The 16,322-nt window shown below is 55.7% G+C and carries 15 protein-coding genes; 2 read left to right on the top strand and 13 right to left on the bottom strand.

Annotation, left to right across the window (positions count from 1 at the left end; genetic code table 11):
- Positions 1 to 39 precede the first annotated feature (39 nt).
- The 8 genes from tatC to udp form a co-directional block, all read right to left on the bottom strand.
- A complete protein-coding gene (gene tatC / locus ACFX4U_RS22330; protein ID WP_305737427.1) occupies positions 40 to 804 on the bottom strand; it encodes a Sec-independent protein translocase subunit TatC in 765 nt (254 codons plus the stop codon).
- Between the two features lie 2 nt (positions 805 to 806).
- A complete protein-coding gene (tatB, locus tag ACFX4U_RS22325; RefSeq protein ID WP_305737428.1) occupies positions 807 to 1,331 on the bottom strand; it encodes a Sec-independent protein translocase protein TatB in 525 nt (174 codons plus the stop codon).
- Between the two features lie 3 nt (positions 1,332 to 1,334).
- Entirely contained in the window at positions 1,335 to 1,598 is a 264-nt protein-coding gene (gene tatA / locus ACFX4U_RS22320; protein WP_249880427.1) for a Sec-independent protein translocase subunit TatA, read from the bottom strand.
- A 116-nt stretch (positions 1,599 to 1,714) separates the two neighbouring features.
- Complete coding sequence (gene ubiB / locus ACFX4U_RS22315; RefSeq protein WP_305737430.1) at positions 1,715 to 3,355, bottom strand: ubiquinone biosynthesis regulatory protein kinase UbiB; 1,641 nt, start codon at positions 3,353 to 3,355, stop codon at positions 1,715 to 1,717.
- On the bottom strand, positions 3,352 to 3,957 hold the full coding sequence (locus tag ACFX4U_RS22310; protein ID WP_313508243.1) for an SCP2 domain-containing protein: 606 nt from the start codon (positions 3,955 to 3,957) through the stop codon (positions 3,352 to 3,354). The genes ubiB and ACFX4U_RS22310 overlap by 4 nt, the downstream gene beginning before the upstream one ends.
- Positions 3,958 to 3,968: 11 nt before the next feature.
- Positions 3,969 to 4,724, bottom strand: a complete 756-nt coding sequence (gene ubiE / locus ACFX4U_RS22305) for a bifunctional demethylmenaquinone methyltransferase/2-methoxy-6-polyprenyl-1,4-benzoquinol methylase UbiE (RefSeq protein ID WP_020456038.1) — start codon at positions 4,722 to 4,724, stop codon at positions 3,969 to 3,971.
- A 66-nt stretch (positions 4,725 to 4,790) separates the two neighbouring features.
- Complete coding sequence (rmuC, locus tag ACFX4U_RS22300) at positions 4,791 to 6,248, bottom strand: DNA recombination protein RmuC (protein WP_313508244.1); 1,458 nt, start codon at positions 6,246 to 6,248, stop codon at positions 4,791 to 4,793.
- Positions 6,249 to 6,383: 135 nt separating this feature from the next.
- On the bottom strand, positions 6,384 to 7,145 hold the full coding sequence (gene udp / locus ACFX4U_RS22295; RefSeq protein ID WP_193821550.1) for a uridine phosphorylase: 762 nt from the start codon (positions 7,143 to 7,145) through the stop codon (positions 6,384 to 6,386).
- 259 nt (positions 7,146 to 7,404) lie between these two features.
- Between udp and ACFX4U_RS22290 the strand changes: the two genes are divergently transcribed.
- Complete coding sequence (locus tag ACFX4U_RS22290) at positions 7,405 to 8,211, top strand: dienelactone hydrolase family protein (RefSeq protein WP_200553495.1); 807 nt, start codon at positions 7,405 to 7,407, stop codon at positions 8,209 to 8,211.
- A 32-nt stretch (positions 8,212 to 8,243) separates the two neighbouring features.
- Here ACFX4U_RS22290 and ACFX4U_RS22285 read toward each other — a convergent pair whose 3' ends face one another.
- The 4 genes from ACFX4U_RS22285 to metE all read right to left on the bottom strand — a co-directional run bounded on the left by ACFX4U_RS22285 (position 8,244) and on the right by metE (position 14,346).
- Entirely contained in the window at positions 8,244 to 9,272 is a 1,029-nt protein-coding gene (locus tag ACFX4U_RS22285; RefSeq protein ID WP_313508245.1) for an ABC transporter ATP-binding protein, read from the bottom strand.
- The gene (locus ACFX4U_RS22280) at positions 9,260 to 10,972 is read right to left on the bottom strand and encodes an iron ABC transporter permease (protein WP_313508246.1); all 1,713 of its coding nucleotides are present in this window, start codon (positions 10,970 to 10,972) and stop codon (positions 9,260 to 9,262) included. Before ACFX4U_RS22280 ends, ACFX4U_RS22285 begins: the two co-directional genes overlap by 13 nt.
- Before the next feature lie 3 nt (positions 10,973 to 10,975).
- Positions 10,976 to 11,953 carry an ABC transporter substrate-binding protein gene (locus ACFX4U_RS22275; protein ID WP_313508247.1) on the bottom strand — a complete coding sequence of 326 codons (978 nt, stop codon included), beginning with the start codon at positions 11,951 to 11,953 and terminating at the stop codon, positions 10,976 to 10,978.
- A gap of 131 nt (positions 11,954 to 12,084) precedes the next feature.
- The gene (metE, locus tag ACFX4U_RS22270) at positions 12,085 to 14,346 is read right to left on the bottom strand and encodes a 5-methyltetrahydropteroyltriglutamate--homocysteine S-methyltransferase (RefSeq protein ID WP_313508248.1); all 2,262 of its coding nucleotides are present in this window, start codon (positions 14,344 to 14,346) and stop codon (positions 12,085 to 12,087) included.
- 235 nt (positions 14,347 to 14,581) lie between these two features.
- Between metE and metR the strand changes: the two genes are divergently transcribed.
- Positions 14,582 to 15,535, top strand: coding sequence for an HTH-type transcriptional regulator MetR (gene metR, locus ACFX4U_RS22265; RefSeq protein WP_313508249.1), 954 nt, complete (start codon positions 14,582 to 14,584; stop codon positions 15,533 to 15,535).
- On the opposite strand, the gene ACFX4U_RS22260 is transcribed toward metR, so the two are convergent.
- A complete protein-coding gene (locus ACFX4U_RS22260; RefSeq protein ID WP_305737437.1) occupies positions 15,423 to 16,322 on the bottom strand; it encodes a carboxylate/amino acid/amine transporter in 900 nt (299 codons plus the stop codon). The two genes, metR and ACFX4U_RS22260, sit on opposite strands and share 113 nt — an antisense overlap.

Here is a 16,322-nt window from a genome sequence, read left to right as displayed (position 1 = left end):
TTTTCCCATACAACAACCGCCCTGTCGGGCGGCTGGTAATTACTCTTCGCTGGTTTCTGTTTCGTTCTCTTCGTCTGTTATGCGGCGCTTGCCGACATAGAAGCGAGCAAAAAAGACGCCGACTTCGAACAGGCAATACATCGGGATTGCCAGTAAGGTCTGCGAGAAGACATCCGGCGGCGTCAACAACATACCGATAACGAACGCGCCAACCAAAACGTACGGACGTTTTTGCCGCAGATCGGCAGGTGTGGTGACGCCCATCCAGCACAGCAGCACAATGGCAACCGGCACTTCAAACGACACGCCGAAGGCCATAAACAGCGCCATTACGAAGCTAAGATAACTGGCGATATCCGTGGAAACCTGCACGCCTTCCGGTGCGGTGTGTGTCAGGAAACCGAAGGCCAGCGGGAACACCACGAAATAGGCGAACGCCATGCCGATGTAAAACAGCAGCGAACTGGAGACCAGCAGCGGCACTACCAGACGACGCTCATGCTTGTATAACGCCGGCGCGACAAACGCCCAGACCTGATACAAAATGACCGGCGCGGAAAGGATCAGCGACACCATGAAGGTCAGTTTGATCGGCGTAAAAAACGGTGAGGCTACGTCGGTGGCAATCATCGTCGCGCCCAATGGCATCTGCTTGATGAGCGGTGCGGAAACCAGTTGGTAGATATCATTCGCGAAGTAAACCAGCGCGAGGAAAATCACGATAACGGCGATAATGCAGTTCAGCAGACGCTTACGCAGCTCAATAAGGTGTGCGATCAGCGGTTGGGTATCGTCTACAGCCATGTTCAGGATTTATCACTTGAAGAAGGTGTGGAGTCGGAAACCGGCGAGGCCGCTTGCACCGCGGTAGTCACCTGCGGTGCTTTTTTCGTTTCCGCAACGTCGGGGACTTGCTGCGGCGAACTGGCCTGGTTTTCAGCGGCGGCAGGCGTAATGCCTTCATGCTGCGCTTCGTTATCTTTCACCACCGGGTTATGGATGGTATGCGCTTCATCGCTGGCTTTTTCGGCATCGTTAGCGCTATAAGAGCGTTTCATCGATTCCGCCGCCTGGCGCAGCTCATCCATCGACTGCTTTAACTCTGGCGTCAGATTTTCCAGGCTCGCTTTTTCCACCTTTTTCAGGCTGTCCTGGAACTCCTGCAGCTTCAGTTCCTGCGTCAGCTCATTTTGCACCGTCGTTGCCAGCGAGCGCAGCGCGCGAACCCAGCCCGCCACCGTGCGCACAGCCACGGGTAGTCGTTGCGGCCCTAACACCACGAGGCCAATGATGAAAACGAGTAACAGTTCGCCAAAACCTATATCGAACACGAATTACACCTGCTCTTTGTCGTGACGTTTTTCGTCTTTTTTAGCGTCGTCGGATGTCTTGCTGTCGGAAAGAGACTTAGCCGTAAAATCCGCATCTTGTGCCGATTTATCCTGCTTTCCCTCTTTATCGTCATCACCCATGGCCTTTTTGAAGCCTTTAATGGATGCGCCAAGGTCGGAACCAATAGAACCGAGTTTTTTGGTGCCAAACAGCAGCACAACGATGACCGCAATAATCAACAACTGCCAAATGCTGATACCACCCATACATAGTCCTCTGTAACAGATGATGTTAAAAACAGGCCCCAGTATACACTTTATCCATTAAGCTGCCTCTTTGCTGACAGCTTCTGTGCACCATGCCCACCCAGGCGGCGTTTCGCTTAACGTGTTTTATACCAACCTACAAACCAGGTCAGAACGCCACCTGCCATTAGCCACGCAGGCGTTAAACCCCACTCTGGTCGATTAATCAGTAACAGCGTACCGCTCAATAACAGCGTTGCGCCAATGCCAAACAGATAGCGCGATTGCCCCTGCCGCACATGGTTTGCCTGTAATTCCCGGGCAATCTTATCCACGCTTTGCTGCAAATGCTTGCCTTGCTGCAACCCGTTGTAGATCAGTTCAGGAATTTCCGGCATTTTTTCGATCCAGAATGGGCCTTTCTCTTTCAGCGCTCTGACCAGAGCCGGAATACCCACTTGATCTTTGATCCACGTTTCAAGGAAAGGTTTCGCGGTTTTCCATAAATCCAGTTGCGGGTAGAGCTGACGGCCGACACCTTCGATATAGAGCAAAGTTTTCTGCAACAACACCAGTTGCGGCTGCACTTCCATATTAAAGCGACGTGCCGTGTTAAAGAGGTTGAGCAGCACATGACCAAAGGAGATTTCCGCCAGCGGCTTTTCAAAAATCGGCTCACAAACAGTGCGAATAGCAAATTCGAACTCTTCTACATTGGTATCCGGCGGAACCCAGCCTGAATCCACATGCAGCTCCGCTACTTTGCGATAGTCGCGGTTAAAGAAAGCAATAAAGTTCTCCGCCAGGTAGCGCTTATCTTCTTTGTTCAGTGAACCGACAATACCGCAGTCAATACCGATATATTGCGGATCTTCCGGGTGATCGTAGCTGACGAAAATATTACCCGGATGCATGTCTGCATGGAAAAAGCTGTCACGGAAAACCTGGGTGAAAAAAACCTGCACACCGCGTTCGGCCAGCAATTTTAAATTGGTGCCGTTTTTCTCCAGCGCAGCAATATCGGAAACCGGTATGCCGTAAATACGCTCCATTACCAGCATATTTTGGCTGCAATAGTCCGAATAGATTTCCGGCACATACAGCATTGGGCTGTTTTCGAAGTTGCGGCGCAACTGGATCGCGTTAGCGGCTTCACGTAGCAGATCCAGCTCATCAATCAGCGTCTTCTCATACTCGCGCACCACTTCACGCGGGCGCAGGCGACGACCATCCGGTAACAGGCGTGGAACCCAGCCCGCCAGGCGGTAGATCAGTTTCAGATCCGCTTTGATAATCGGCAGAATGTCCGGGCGGATGACCTTAATCACCACCTCTTTGCCACTCTCTTTCAACCGTGCTGTATGCACCTGCGCAATGGACGCAGAGGCCAGCGGTTCAATGGCGAAATCATCAAACCAGGTTTCAACTGGAAGATCACCCATCGCTTTTTCAATCTGCTTTTTGGCGAGATGACCATCGAAAGGCGCAACGCGGTCCTGCAACATCGCCAGCTGATCGGCAATCAGCGGCGGGAATAGATCACGGCGAGTAGACAACATTTGCCCGAATTTAATCCACACCGGCCCCAGCTCCTGCAAGGCAAGACGCAGGCGTTCCCCAAGCAATTTTTCTTTGTGCCGGTTTGGCATCCAGAACAGCGTCCGTCGCCATAACCGCAGCGGCAGGGTGAGACGCATTTTGGGAATGAGCTCATCAAGCCCGTAACTTAAAAAGGTTTGGATGATGAAATAGAGGCGCCGTAATTCTCCAGGCGTCATTTGCCCTCCAGTTTATCCAGGCGTTTGGCTAAGGCATCCGCAGCCCTTTCCACAGCAGCCGTTTCTTCAGCAAACCAGGCAACTTCCAGTGCGCCCGGCGCAAGGCGCCACTCTTCCGTTAGCACTTCAGCGACATAGCGTTGCTGGCGTTGAAAACCGAGTTGCAGAAAGCGAGCCCCACCGCGCAGGAATTTACTGATCCCCTCAGCGGCGATATCGCCTGTCCATGGCGCGAGGATCTCGGCAGGATCGAATTCCGCTAAATCCATCAGCGAAACCAGGTTTTGCACTACCTGGATATCGCCCTGCACTTCCAGCTCGCCGCTGCGAATAAGCGCGGTCAGCTGCTGGCGGTCGCGCAGCTTCGGCAGTACCCGCAGTTGCGTAATCACGGAACAGTCGGCCTCACCTTCCCACTCGCCTAATACATCAATCTGGCGCTCACTGAACACCAGCACAAAGGGGGAAGAGAACTCTTGCAGCACTACGCGCAACACCTTGCCATGCAAACGCTGGCGCGCGGGTTTCAGCGCGCCTTCACGGTATAAAAACGTATTCAATACGCGTTCAATCCCGGCGGCAACCATCGGCTTAAAAGGCATACGCACTCCTGTCAGAATTTGTAGCCACGGTGCAGAGCAACGATACCGGCCGTCATGTTGTAGTAATCGACGTTTTCGAAACCGGCGTCCTGCATCATCGCTTTCAGGGTGTCCTGATCGGGATGCATACGGATGGATTCAGCAAGATAGCGATAGCTTTCCGCGTCGTTTGCTACCAGTTGACCAATACGCGGCAGAACGTGGAAAGAGTAAGCGTCATAAGCTTTGCTCAGCGGTTCAATAATTGGCTTGGAAAATTCGAGCACCAGCAGGCGGCCACCCGGTTTCAAAACGCGGAACATGGAGCGTAGCGCTTTCTCTTTTTCCGTCACGTTACGCAAACCAAAAGAGATGGTGATGCAGTCAAAGGTATTATCCGGGAACGGCAAGGCTTCAGCATTCGCCTGCACATATTCTACGTTACCGATCACGCCGAGGTTGCGCAGTTTTTCGCGCCCCATTTTCAGCATCGAATCGTTAATATCTGCCAGCACAACCTGGCCGGTTTCGCCCACCAGGCGGGAGAACTTCGCCGTCAGATCGCCCGTCCCACCGGCCAGATCGAGAACTTTCTGCCCACGACGCACGCCGCTGCAATCAATGGTAAAGCGCTTCCATAAACGGTGAATGCCCATCGACATCAGATCGTTCATCACGTCATATTTTGACGCGACCGAATGGAAGACATGCGCCACCATGTCGGCTTTGTTTTCTTTGGCGACGGTCTGAAAACCAAAGTGTGTTGTCTCTTTTGAATCTTCCGCCATCTTAGTGCCTGCTATTCAAGAAATTGTTTGTGAAGTGTATCAGATTGGAGGCGATTGCCCTACGATTCAACCACCCGAAGAAGCCTTCGATTCAGGCTCATCGCCTGCGGCCATGCTATCTAATGCATTGTCTTCAAAGCAATCGAGGGAATCGTTTTGCCCGGAGCGCAAACGAAACTCTTCGTCCTGTTCTTGTGCTTGCGCCGCCAATTCCGGATTAATCTCGCGTTTGATTTCGACACCGAGCCCGCGAAACGCCTCTGCCTGGGCCAGCAAATTGCCGCGCCCGGAACTCAGTTTTTTCATTGCCTGACGGTAATTGTCCTGCGCTTTATCCAGGCTCTGACCAATGGATGACATGTCGTCAACGAACAGGCGCATTTTGTCATACAGGCGGCTCGCCCGCTCCGCGATCTGCTGCGCATTGCGGCTTTGATGTTCATAACGCCACAGGTTGGCGATGGTGCGTAGCGCCACCAACAGCGTGGTAGGGCTGACCAGCATAATGTTATTTTTCAGCGCTTCGGTGATCAGTTCAGGCTGTCTGTCCAGCGCAATCAAAAAGGCCGGCTCCACCGGAATAAACATCAACACATAATCCAGACTGCGTAGCCCCGGCAACTGCTGATAATCCTTACGACCAAGCAAGCGAATATGGTTGCGTACCGAGGCGATATGTTCCTGTAACGCCCCTTCACGAGTAAAATCGTCGTCGGCATTGAAGTAACGTTCGTAGGCAACCAGCGTCATTTTGGCGTCGATCACCACGTCTTTGCCCTGCGGCAGACGCACGATCACATCCGGCTGCATTCGCGCGCGATGGTCATTTTCAATACTGACCTGGGTTTCATATTCATAGCCTTCACGCAGACCAGAGGCTTCCAGCACACGGGTCAGCACCACTTCACCCCAGTTACCCTGGGTTTTGTTATCGCCTTTCAGCGCACGCGTCAGGTTTATCGCTTCCTGCGCCATCTGGGCATTCAGCTGTTGCAGGTTGCGAATTTCATGCGCCAGCGTGTGTCGTTCACGTGCTTCCTGACCAAAACTCTCCTGCACCTGACGGCGAAAGCCATCAAGCTGCTCGCGCAGCGGCGTTAGCAGCCCGTTCAGACTTTGTCGGTTTTGTTCATCGACGCGACGATTGCTCTGCTCAAAGATACGATTAGCAAGGTTTTCAAACTGTTCGCTCAGCCGCTGCTCGCTGCTGTGCATCTGGCGCAGCTTCTCTTCGGCATGTAACTGGGTAGATTCCAGCCGGGTAGTGACTTCACGCAGATCCGCTTCCAGCGAGCTATTGATATGTTGCAGGCTACGCAGCTCGTTATTGAGCAACTCGCACTCTTCACGCCAGTGTTCGTTTTGGGTTATCTGCTGCCGGGCGGCGCTCAGTTCGCTAAAGACATCTCGCTGCTCCGCGAGCAGATCCGCCTGCTGCTGCGCCCCGCGCCAGCTTGCGGCCAACCAGCCGACCAATAAACCCGCCAGCGCAACGGCTGCCATGACGATGATTGAAGTGTCCACCACGTCCCCTTAGTGATAACGCATATAGCGGAGGATTGTGCTGTATAAACGTCCAGTTTGGAAGGGGTTTTCCTGCGAGGCAGTACGCAAAAAGAAAAGGCCGAACACGTCGGCCTTAGCAAATGGGAAAGTGAATTACAGAAGACGACGCGCCGCTTCCACCACGATTTTCACCGCGTGGCTTTCGGTCTGCTTCATGGTTTCCGCATTCGGGATCTCTTGCTGGGTACGGTTCACAATCACACCGGCAACCATACCAGCACGCAGCCCCTGGCTTGCGCACATGGTCAGCAACGTGGCGGATTCCATTTCATAGTTCATCACGCCCATGGATTGCCACTCTTCCATGGAACCTTTAAAGCGGTTCACTACGCGACCAGAGAAAGTGTCGTAACGCTCCTGGCCTGGGTAGAAGGTGTCAGAAGAGGCAGTAACGCCGATGTGTTTCGTCGCGCCAATCGCATCCGCTGCCGCAACCAGCGCAGTAGTGCACTCAAAATCCGCCACCGCCGGGTATTCCATCGGCGCAAAGTGCAGGCTCGCGCCGTCAAGGCGCACGGACGCGGTGGTGATCAGCACGTCGCCAACATTAATGTGCGGCTGAATCGCACCGGTGGTGCCCACGCGCAGGAAAGTGCGGATGCCAAGCTGCGCCAGTTCTTCTACGGCGATAGAGGTTGACGGCCCGCCGATGCCGGTGGAGCAAACGATAACCGGTTTGCCATCCAGCTCTGCGCGCCAGCTGGTAAATTCGCGGTGGGAGGCCAGTTTGACCGGCTTATCCATCAGCGCGGCGATCTTTTCCACACGCTCCGGATCGCCAGGGACGATGGCCAGCGTAGCCCCTTGTAAATCGTTTTTGGTGAGGCCGAGATGAAAAACATCAGACTTGGACATAACAGACTCCTCTGTGGTCGGTTTTATCAGTAGAGGCAAAAAGATACTTTACAGAAGGCACGGACATAATTTCGTGACTGATATCACCATGAATGAAACTGATTGCATTTCATTTCCATAAATTAGTGACTTACATCACATTAACATGACGTATCCCACAACTCAGCAGCAAAGATAGTCTACGGCACGGCGATTTGCGCGCGCGGCAACTCTTCCCGTCTATAGTTATTGAAGCGCTAAAAAAGGTATGGAGAATGCCATGACAACCAACAACACACCAGGCTTTGCACCTGCGGCTTCACCCCTTGCTTCAACCGTTGTGCACACGCCGGAAGACGCCTTAATCGCGGGCGAAACGTCTATTCCGACACAGGGCGAGAACATGCCCGCGTTTCACGCCCGGCCGAAAAATGCCGAAGGCCCCTTGCCGATTGTCATTGTGGTACAGGAAATTTTCGGTGTGCATGAGCATATTCGCGATCTGTGCCGCCGTCTGGCGCTGGAGGGCTATCTCGCCATCGCACCAGAGCTCTATTTCCGCCAGGGCGATCCGAATGATTTCGCCGACATTCAAACCCTGCTGAGCGGCCTAGTAAGCAAAGTACCGGACGCGCAAGTGCTTGCCGATTTGGATCACGTCGCCAGCTGGGCGGCGCGTAACGGCGGGAACGCTCACCAACTTTTAGTGACCGGTTTTTGCTGGGGCGGGCGTATTGCCTGGCTGTATGCCGCGCACAATCCGCAGTTGAAAGCCGCCGTCGCCTGGTATGGCAAGCTGGTGGGGGAGAAATCGCTCAATTCTCCACGCCACCCGGTGGATATTGCCACTGAACTTACCGCGCCGGTGCTCGGTTTATATGGCGCACAGGATACCGGCATTCCGCTGGAGAGTGTGGAAACTATGCGCCAGGCGCTAAGAGCCGCGAACGCCAAAGCGGAAATCATCGTCTACCCCGAAGCAGGTCATGCGTTTAATGCGGACTATCGCCCAAGCTATCACGCAGAATCCGCCGCCGATGGCTGGCAGCGGATGCTGGCATGGTTTGCGCAGTACAGTAAAAAGTGACGGTTTGCGCCGGAAAAAACGCCCGGCGCAGCTCATGCTGTTTCGAGACGCCAGCCCTGCGTCAAACGTACCGCCACTGCCTGTTTGCGTTGCAGCGGTGCATGATGAAACGCACTCAGCGTTTGCCCATCGCGCAGACGTAAATCAAGCAAATAGCGCTCGCCCTGATAAATACAGCTTTCCACCTCAGCACTCAGTCCCCCACTCGTTACCTGCACATGTTCGGGGCGAACCAACACCGGCTGGCGGGGATCTGCGCCAGCGTACGCCAAACCTGTATGCATTTGCGCACCATCCAGTTGTTGCGTCCCGGCGGGCGTCGCCAGCATCAGCACGCTGCCCTTCCCAATAAAACGCGCCACCCAACCATTCTGCGGCTGCTGATACAGCGCTTGCGGTGCGCCCCACTGCATCAGTTCGCCCTGGTGCATTACCGCGATATGGCTGGCGAGCGCCATTGCTTCCGCCTGATCATGGGTGACATAGACAAATGTCGCGCCAGTACGGCGGTGAAAATCACGGAAAGTCTGTTCCATGGTGGCGCGCAGATGGCGATCGAGGTTTGCCAGCGGTTCATCAAGCAGCACCACTTGCGGTTCTGCGACCAGGCAGCGCGCCAGCGCCACGCGTTGACGCTGACCGCCGCTTAACTCTTGCGGTGAACGTGCGGCGTAAGCACCCAGTTCAACCACTTCCAGCGCGTCCATCACTTGTTTATGGCGCGCAGCGCCGTTCACGTTGCGCAGCTTTAACGGATAGCCAACGTTCTCGGCAACCGTCATATGCGGCCACAACGCGTAAGACTGAAACACCATCCCCATATCGCGCTGCTCTGGCGGTGTGTGCAGCGTTTTATCCGCCAGCAGACGATCGCCCAGCCACAAGCGCCCTTCGCTCAATGTTTCAAGCCCCGCAAGAATACGCAGCGTGGTGGTTTTGCCGCAGCCGCTTGGCCCCAACAGGGCGGTAAACGCCCCCTGCGGAATGGTCAGATTGATATCCCGCACCACCATCTGATCGGCAAACGCTTTGCGTAGATGTTCCAGTCTCAGCTCTGCCAAGGGATCACTCCTTTCGGTAAATAACGGCCAAGCGCGCTGAGTAGTAGCATTACCAGTGCCACAAGGATGACAACCAGCACGGAAAGCGCCGATGCCAGCACCTTATCGCCGCTCTCATCAAGGTTAAAAATCACCACGCCCAGCGTCTCTTTCCCGGCGCTCCACAGCAGCGCCGAGACGGTAAGTTCATTCACCGCCGTGAGGAATACCAGTAACGCCCCGGCAAACGCCGCCGGTGCCAGTAACGGCAGGACGATATGGCGCAGCCGCTGGGAAAAATTCGCCCCAGCAAGGCTGGCGGCTTCTTCCATTGCGGGATCCAGTTGCAGCATGCTGCTGTGCACAGGCTTCAGGCAAACCGTGAGGAAACGTGCAAGGTAGGCGAAAAAGATAATGCTCAGCGTGCCGCTAAGGCTGATATCGATCAGCGGCAATGGTCGGGCAAACAGCAGAATACAGGCAATCGCCAGTACCACGCCGGGCAAGGTATAGGGAATGTCGATAATTAAATACAACCAGCGCAACGGCCGGGTCGGGTAGCGCACCAGCAGCCACGCCAGCGGCAGGCTGAGCAGCATCAACACCAGGGCGGCAGAGATCGATAAAAACAGGCTGTTGCTGAGCGCGCGCAATGTCGAGCTTTGCGCATCAAAGATGCCGTGCCAGGCGGCAAAAGTAAGGGTTTCACTGTTAAGCGATACGCCAAGCGTCGGCACCAGTGAGGTGCTAATCAGCGCCAGCAGCGGCGCGAGCAGGATGGCACACAGCACCGCCCCAAGTAATAACTCAACCGCCAGCCGCCATTTGCCGAGGGTGAAACCCAGCGCGCGCCCTGCCATACCAATCAACGGCAGCGCATAACGCCGCTGCATGTGGCCTTGCAGCGTGACAATACCAATCGCCAGCATCCCCATCAGCACCGACAGCGCCGCCACGTCGTTCAGCATCGCCGGGCCAAAGCTGGAAAGCGTCTGATAGATATACACAGGCAGTACAAAGTAGGAAATCGGGATACCCAGCATCGCCGGAATACCGAAGTTACCGAGCGCCGAAACAAACGCAATCGCCGCCCCGGCCCACAGCGCAGTGCGACACAGCGGCAGCACTATGTCGAAGAACACCCGCCACAGCGATGCGCCGTGCAGCCGGGCGGCTTCAATATGCTCTTTTGGCAAACACTGTAACTGGGTGCGCAGCGCCAGAAACACCAGTGGCGCATGTTGAATACCGAGCAACAACGCGATACCTTCCGCCGAATAGAGCGGGTTGCTGCTGCCAAACCCAGGTGCAAGACCAATGCTATTGAGCAAGATGCTGCCCGGCCCAAAAAGTTGCAGCCAGCTTAACGCGGTGACCTGCGGCGGGATCATCATCGGCAGCATAAACAGAAATACCCACAGCTGTTTGAGGCGGATATTGGTCAGCGCCAGGCAAAAAGCGAACAAGCTACCCAGCAGCAGTGACAGCAGCATGCCCAGCCCACTGGTATACAGGCTGTGCCACAACGCAAGCCAGGTGGAAGGGTTACTCAACACGCGCCACAAACTGCTGTCGCTGCCGTGGCGTCCGTCAATCAGCGCAGAGATCAGCAACCGCAGGCTGGGCAGCAGGCTCAGTAGCGCAACGAGAAACAATAACAGCCAGAGCAGCCCTTTGGCCGGGCCGCCGCTGGCGTGCTGGCGCAGCGTCATACTGGTCATCAACTAGCGGTTTCCGAACAGGTCGGCAAAGCGTTTTTTATTGGCTTCCGTATCGGCCAACGCTTTTGCTGCATCAAACGGCATCAGCTTGATGCTGTCGCGCGGCGGGAATCCGGCCGGAACCGGCAGGTTGGCATCGGCGGGCAGGTAGCCCTGCTGGAGCACCAGTTTTTGCCCCTCATCCGAAAGCACAAAGTCGATAAACGCTTTCGCCGCCTGCGGGTTTTTCGCGTTTTTCATCATCGCTACCGGTTCGGTAACAATGCTGACGCCCTCTTTCGGAAACACGAACTCAATCGGTGCGCCTTTGGCTTTTTCACGAATCGCCATGTAATCCACCAGTACGCCGTAGGCTTTGCTGCCAGAGGCAATCGAGCTCATCACCGCGCCGTTACCGCTTTGCGGCATCGCACCGTTCTCTTTCAGTTTCTCGTAGTATTGCCAGCCGAGCGCCGGATCGTTCATCAGCGTCGCCTGGTGGATTTGCGCCGCGCCGGAATAGAGAGGGCTTGGCAGCGTGGTCATGTTTTTCAGCTCCGGTTTGAGCAGATCCTGCCAGGAGGTAGGCTTAACCGGGGCTTTGCTGTGATAAGCAATACCGGTGGTGATCAGTTTGGTGCCGTAGTAGTAACCGTCTTTGTCGTATAACTGCGCATCAAAACGCGTCGCTTGCGGTGATTTATACGGTGCCAGCAGGTTTTGCTGTTTCAGGGATTCCATGGTCACGCTGTCGGCAATCAGCAGCACGTCCGGGGCGGCACCACCGGCGGCTAACTCTGCCTGCAAGCGCGCGGTCAGCTTGGTCGTTCCGTCGCGGATCCATTTCACTTCAATGTCCGGGTGCGCTTTTTCAAAGGCACTGACGGTCATTTGCGCATCTTCATTGGGCTGGCTGGTATAGAGCGTCAGAGTGGATTTGGCGAAAGCCGACGTACTGATCACGGCCAGCAGTATTGCCGCCAGCGCACTTTTTTTACTCATGGTTCAGTCCCCTGTGTTTTCGTTGCGACGATTAAAACAAGGGAGTTTGACAAAAATGTTACCGAAGCGATGTTGGCTTGTTACAGAGGAATGATGCGCCGCCGGTTTCACACCGGACGGCGCGGTAAGGCTTACTGCTGGCGCAGGTTCTGCGCGGCTTTCACCATGTTTGCCAGCGCGCTACGGGTTTCCGGCCAGCCGCGGGTTTTCAGGCCGCAGTCCGGGTTCACCCACAGGCGTTGTGCCGGGATACGCTGCGCCGCTTTCTGCAACAGCGCTTCGATCCACTCAACGCTCGGTACGTTCGGCGAATGAATGTCGTACACGCCTGGGCCGATTTCGTTCGGGTACTCAAACTCTTCGAACGACTCCAGCAGTTCCATATCCGAACGCGAGGTTTCAATGGTGATCACATCGGCATCCAGCGCGGCAATGGAATCCATGATGTCGTTAAACTCGCAGTAACACATATGGGTGTGGATCTGCGTGTCATCTTTCGCCACCGCCGCGTTGATGCGGAAGGCCTCCACGCCCCACGCCAGATAGGCATCCCAGTCGCTGCGACGCAGCGGCAAGCCTTCGCGCAGTGCCGGTTCATCAATCTGGATAATGCCAATCCCTGCCGCTTCCAGATCCGCCACTTCATCACGCAATGCCAGCGCAATCTGTTTGGCGATGGTTTCGCGGCTCACGTCTTCGCGCGGGAACGACCAGCAAAGAATGGTCACCGGGCCGGTCAGCATGCCTTTCACCGGTTTATCAGTCAGCGACTGCGCATACTTCGCCCACTCCACGGTAATGGCTTCCGGACGGCTTACATCGCCGATAACTACTGGCGGTTTCACGCAGCGGGAACCGTAGCTCTGCACCCAGCCGTTTTGTGTAAAGACGAAGCCATCCAGGTTTTCACCGAAGTACTCCACCATGTCATTACGCTCGGCTTCACCATGCACCAGCACGTCTAAGCCCAGACGTTCCTGCTCGACAATCGCCTGTTTGATATGTTCAGCAATACCGGTACGGTAGTTGCCCGCGTCGAGATTGCCTTTTTTGAAATCCAGGCGCAGGCCGCGTATTTCCGTGGTTTGCGGGAAGGAACCAATAGTGGTGGTCGGCCAGGCGGGCAGCTTAAAGCGCGCGCGCTGGGCTTTCGCACGCTCGGCGTACGGGCTGTTACGCTGGCTGTCCTGCGCGGTGATCGCCGCCAGACGCTGTGCCACTGCCGTATTGTGAACGCGCGTAGAGTGGCGACGCGCCTGAATCGGGGCGCTCCATTCCACCAGTTTTTCCGTGTTACCGCTGTTCAGCGCATCGCGCAGCAGCGCCAGTTCCTGACATTTTTGCAGGGCGAAGGCGAACCAGCTTTTCACTTCCGCATCCAGACGCGTTTCAACACTCAGATCGATCGGGCTGTGCAGCAAAGAACAAGAAGAGGCAACCCACAGCGGACGTTTACCGACCACTTCGTGGATTTGCGCATATTTCTCGGTGAGATCGGCGCGCCAGACGTTACGACCGTTCACCAGACCAGCAGAGAGCAGCCAGTCAGCAGGCAGACGCGAGTGCAGCTCGGCCACGTTGTCCTTGCCGTGTACCAAATCAACATGCAGCCCCTGCACCGGCAGCGCGGTGATCACATCAAGGTTCGGCGTCACGCCTTCAAAATAGGTGGTCAGCAGCAGCTTCAGCTGGCCGGAAAGCGCGTCGTAAGCTGGTTTAAACGCATCCAGCCAGGCTTGTGGCAGCTCCAGCACCAGCGCCGGTTCGTCGATTTGTACCCACTCAATACCGCGTTTTGCCAGCTCGCCGAGCACCTGTTTGTAGACCGGCAGAATGTCGTTCAGCAGGCTTAAACGATCAAACTGTTCGCCTTTCACTTTGCCCAGCCACAGGTAAGTGACCGGGCCCAGCAGCACAGGTTTCACCTTATGGCCGAGCGCCAGCGCTTCGTCTACTTCGTCCAGCAGTTGCGTCCAGGTCAGTTTGAACTGCTGGCCTTTGCTGAATTCCGGCACCATGTAGTGATAGTTGGTGTTGAACCATTTGGTCATTTCCGCCGCTGCCGCCGGTTCGCCGGTTGGCGCACGTCCACGACCAATGCGGAACAGGGTGTCGATATCTACGGAACCGTCGTTGTTCTGATGACGAGCCGGCACATTGCCCAGCAGCAGGCTGGTGGTCAGAACATGGTCGTACCAGGCGAAATCGCCCACCGGCAGCAGATCGATACCGGCCTCTTTTTGCTGCTCCCAGTGGCGGGCACGCAGCTCGCGCCCCACTGCCAGCAGCTCTTCACGGGTGGAGTTACCCGCCCAGTAACTCTCTTGCGCTTTTTTCAGCTCGCGACGCAGGCCAACGCGAGGGAAACCGAGGGTGTGATTAAGAATTGTCATTTTTAGCCTCTTCAATTGGGTTAATCCAAAGGATTTCGGATTAAGGGAAGGCGGCAAGTTCATGAATCCCCAGGAGCTTACTGAAGTAAGTGACTGGGGTGAATGAGCGCAGCCAACGCACCATTAATTCGAAAGACGCAGGATTTTTAGACGTCCAGATGTTTACACATCTATAATTCGCAAGTACTGTATATTCCTCAAGCGCAAAATGTTCATGCCGGAGTGAAGGACTTTCATGATCGAAATTAAACACCTGAAAACGCTACAGGCGTTACGAAACAGCGGGTCGCTGGCGGCAGCGGCGGCAACGCTGCATCAAACGCAGTCCGCGCTTTCCCACCAGTTCAGCGATCTGGAACAGCGCCTTGGCTTTCGTCTGTTTGTGCGGAAAAGCCAGCCGCTGCGCTTTACGCCGCAGGGTGAAATCCTGCTGCAACTGGCGAATCAGGTGCTGCCGCAGATTAGCCGCGCGCTGCAGGCCTGCAATGAGCCGCAGCAAGCCACGCTGCGCATCGCTATTGAGTGCCATAGCTGTATTCAGTGGCTGACACCTGCGCTTGAGAACTTCCGCCAGGACTGGCCGCAAGTGGAGATGGATTTCAAATCCGGCGTCACGTTTGATCCGCAACCTGCGCTGCAACAGGGCGAGCTGGATCTGGTCATGACCTCCGACATTCTGCCGCGCAGCGGTCTGCACTATTCGCCGATGTTTGATTTTGAAGTGCGGCTGGTGCTTGCTCCCGATCACCCGCTGGCGGCAAAAGCACGTATCACGCCGGACGATATCGCCAGCGAAACGCTGCTGATCTACCCGGTACAGCGCAGCCGCCTGGATATCTGGCGTCACTTCCTGCAACCGGCGGGCGTGAGCCCGTCGCTGAAAAGCGTTGATAACACGCTGCTGCTGATTCAGATGGTTGCCGCGCGGATGGGCATTGCGGCGCTGCCGCACTGGGTTGTGGAGAGTTTTGAGCGCCAGGGTCTGGTGGTGACCAAAACCCTGGGCGAAGGATTGTGGAGCCGGCTGTATGCCGCCGTGCGCGATGGCGAGCAGCGTCAGCCGGTAACGGAAGCGTTTATTCGCTCAGCGCGGAACCACGCTTGCGACCATCTGCCGTTTGTGCGGAGCGCGGAGCGACCCAACGGCGATGCACCCACAGCGAGGCCATTATCACCGCACCACCAATAATAAAACTCGGCCAGTGCGGCTGTTCCTGCCAGATAGCAAGGTTAACCAGTAACCCGGCGGGAACATGCACATTGTTCATGATGCCGAGCGTCCCGGCGTCCACCTGGGTGGCGCCGTAGTTCCACATAAAATAACCCAACCCGGATGCCACCACGCCAAGCCACACCAGCACGCTCCATTGCAGCGTCGTGGTTGGCAATTTCTGCGGATTACCCATCACAAACCACGCCACAACGGCGACCACGAATGCGCCAAGATAAAACCAGGCGAACGCGTTGTGTTGCGGCATCGGGCGCGTCTCCATCAGGCGTTTGTAGCCGACCATACCAATGGCAAAGCTGATATTCGCCAGTTGCACCAGAATCAGGCCAATCCAGAAGTGATCGCTCACTTTGTCGTAGCGAATAATCGCCGCGCCAATTACCGCCAGCCCGGCGCTCAGCGCGTAGCTCCAGCGCAGCCCGCGCTTACTGAGCAGATCGTAAATCAGGGTGACATACAGCGGTGTGAAAACGGTAAACAACAGGAATTCAGACACCGTCAGGTAGAGATACGCCTGGAAGCTGAACAGGTACATAATACCCAGTTGTAGCGCGCCCACTAGCATGTACAGGCCAATGGTTTTCAGGTTGTGACCGCGCGTGCGCAGGAACGGTAAAAAGATCAGCGCCGCCAGCCCCACGCGCATCAGCACGGAGAAGTAGCTGTCGACATGGCCCGCAAGGTATTCGCCAATCAGGCTAAAAGAGAAAGCCCACAAAATAGTGGTGATGATGAGTAACGCCAC

This window comes from Kosakonia sp. YIM B13588, from assembly GCF_042788165.1.
Lineage (GTDB): Bacteria > Pseudomonadota > Gammaproteobacteria > Enterobacterales > Enterobacteriaceae > Kosakonia > Kosakonia sacchari.
The sequence above is the reverse complement of the archived record's forward strand: the minus strand, read 5'-3'. Positions and strand labels throughout refer to the sequence as shown.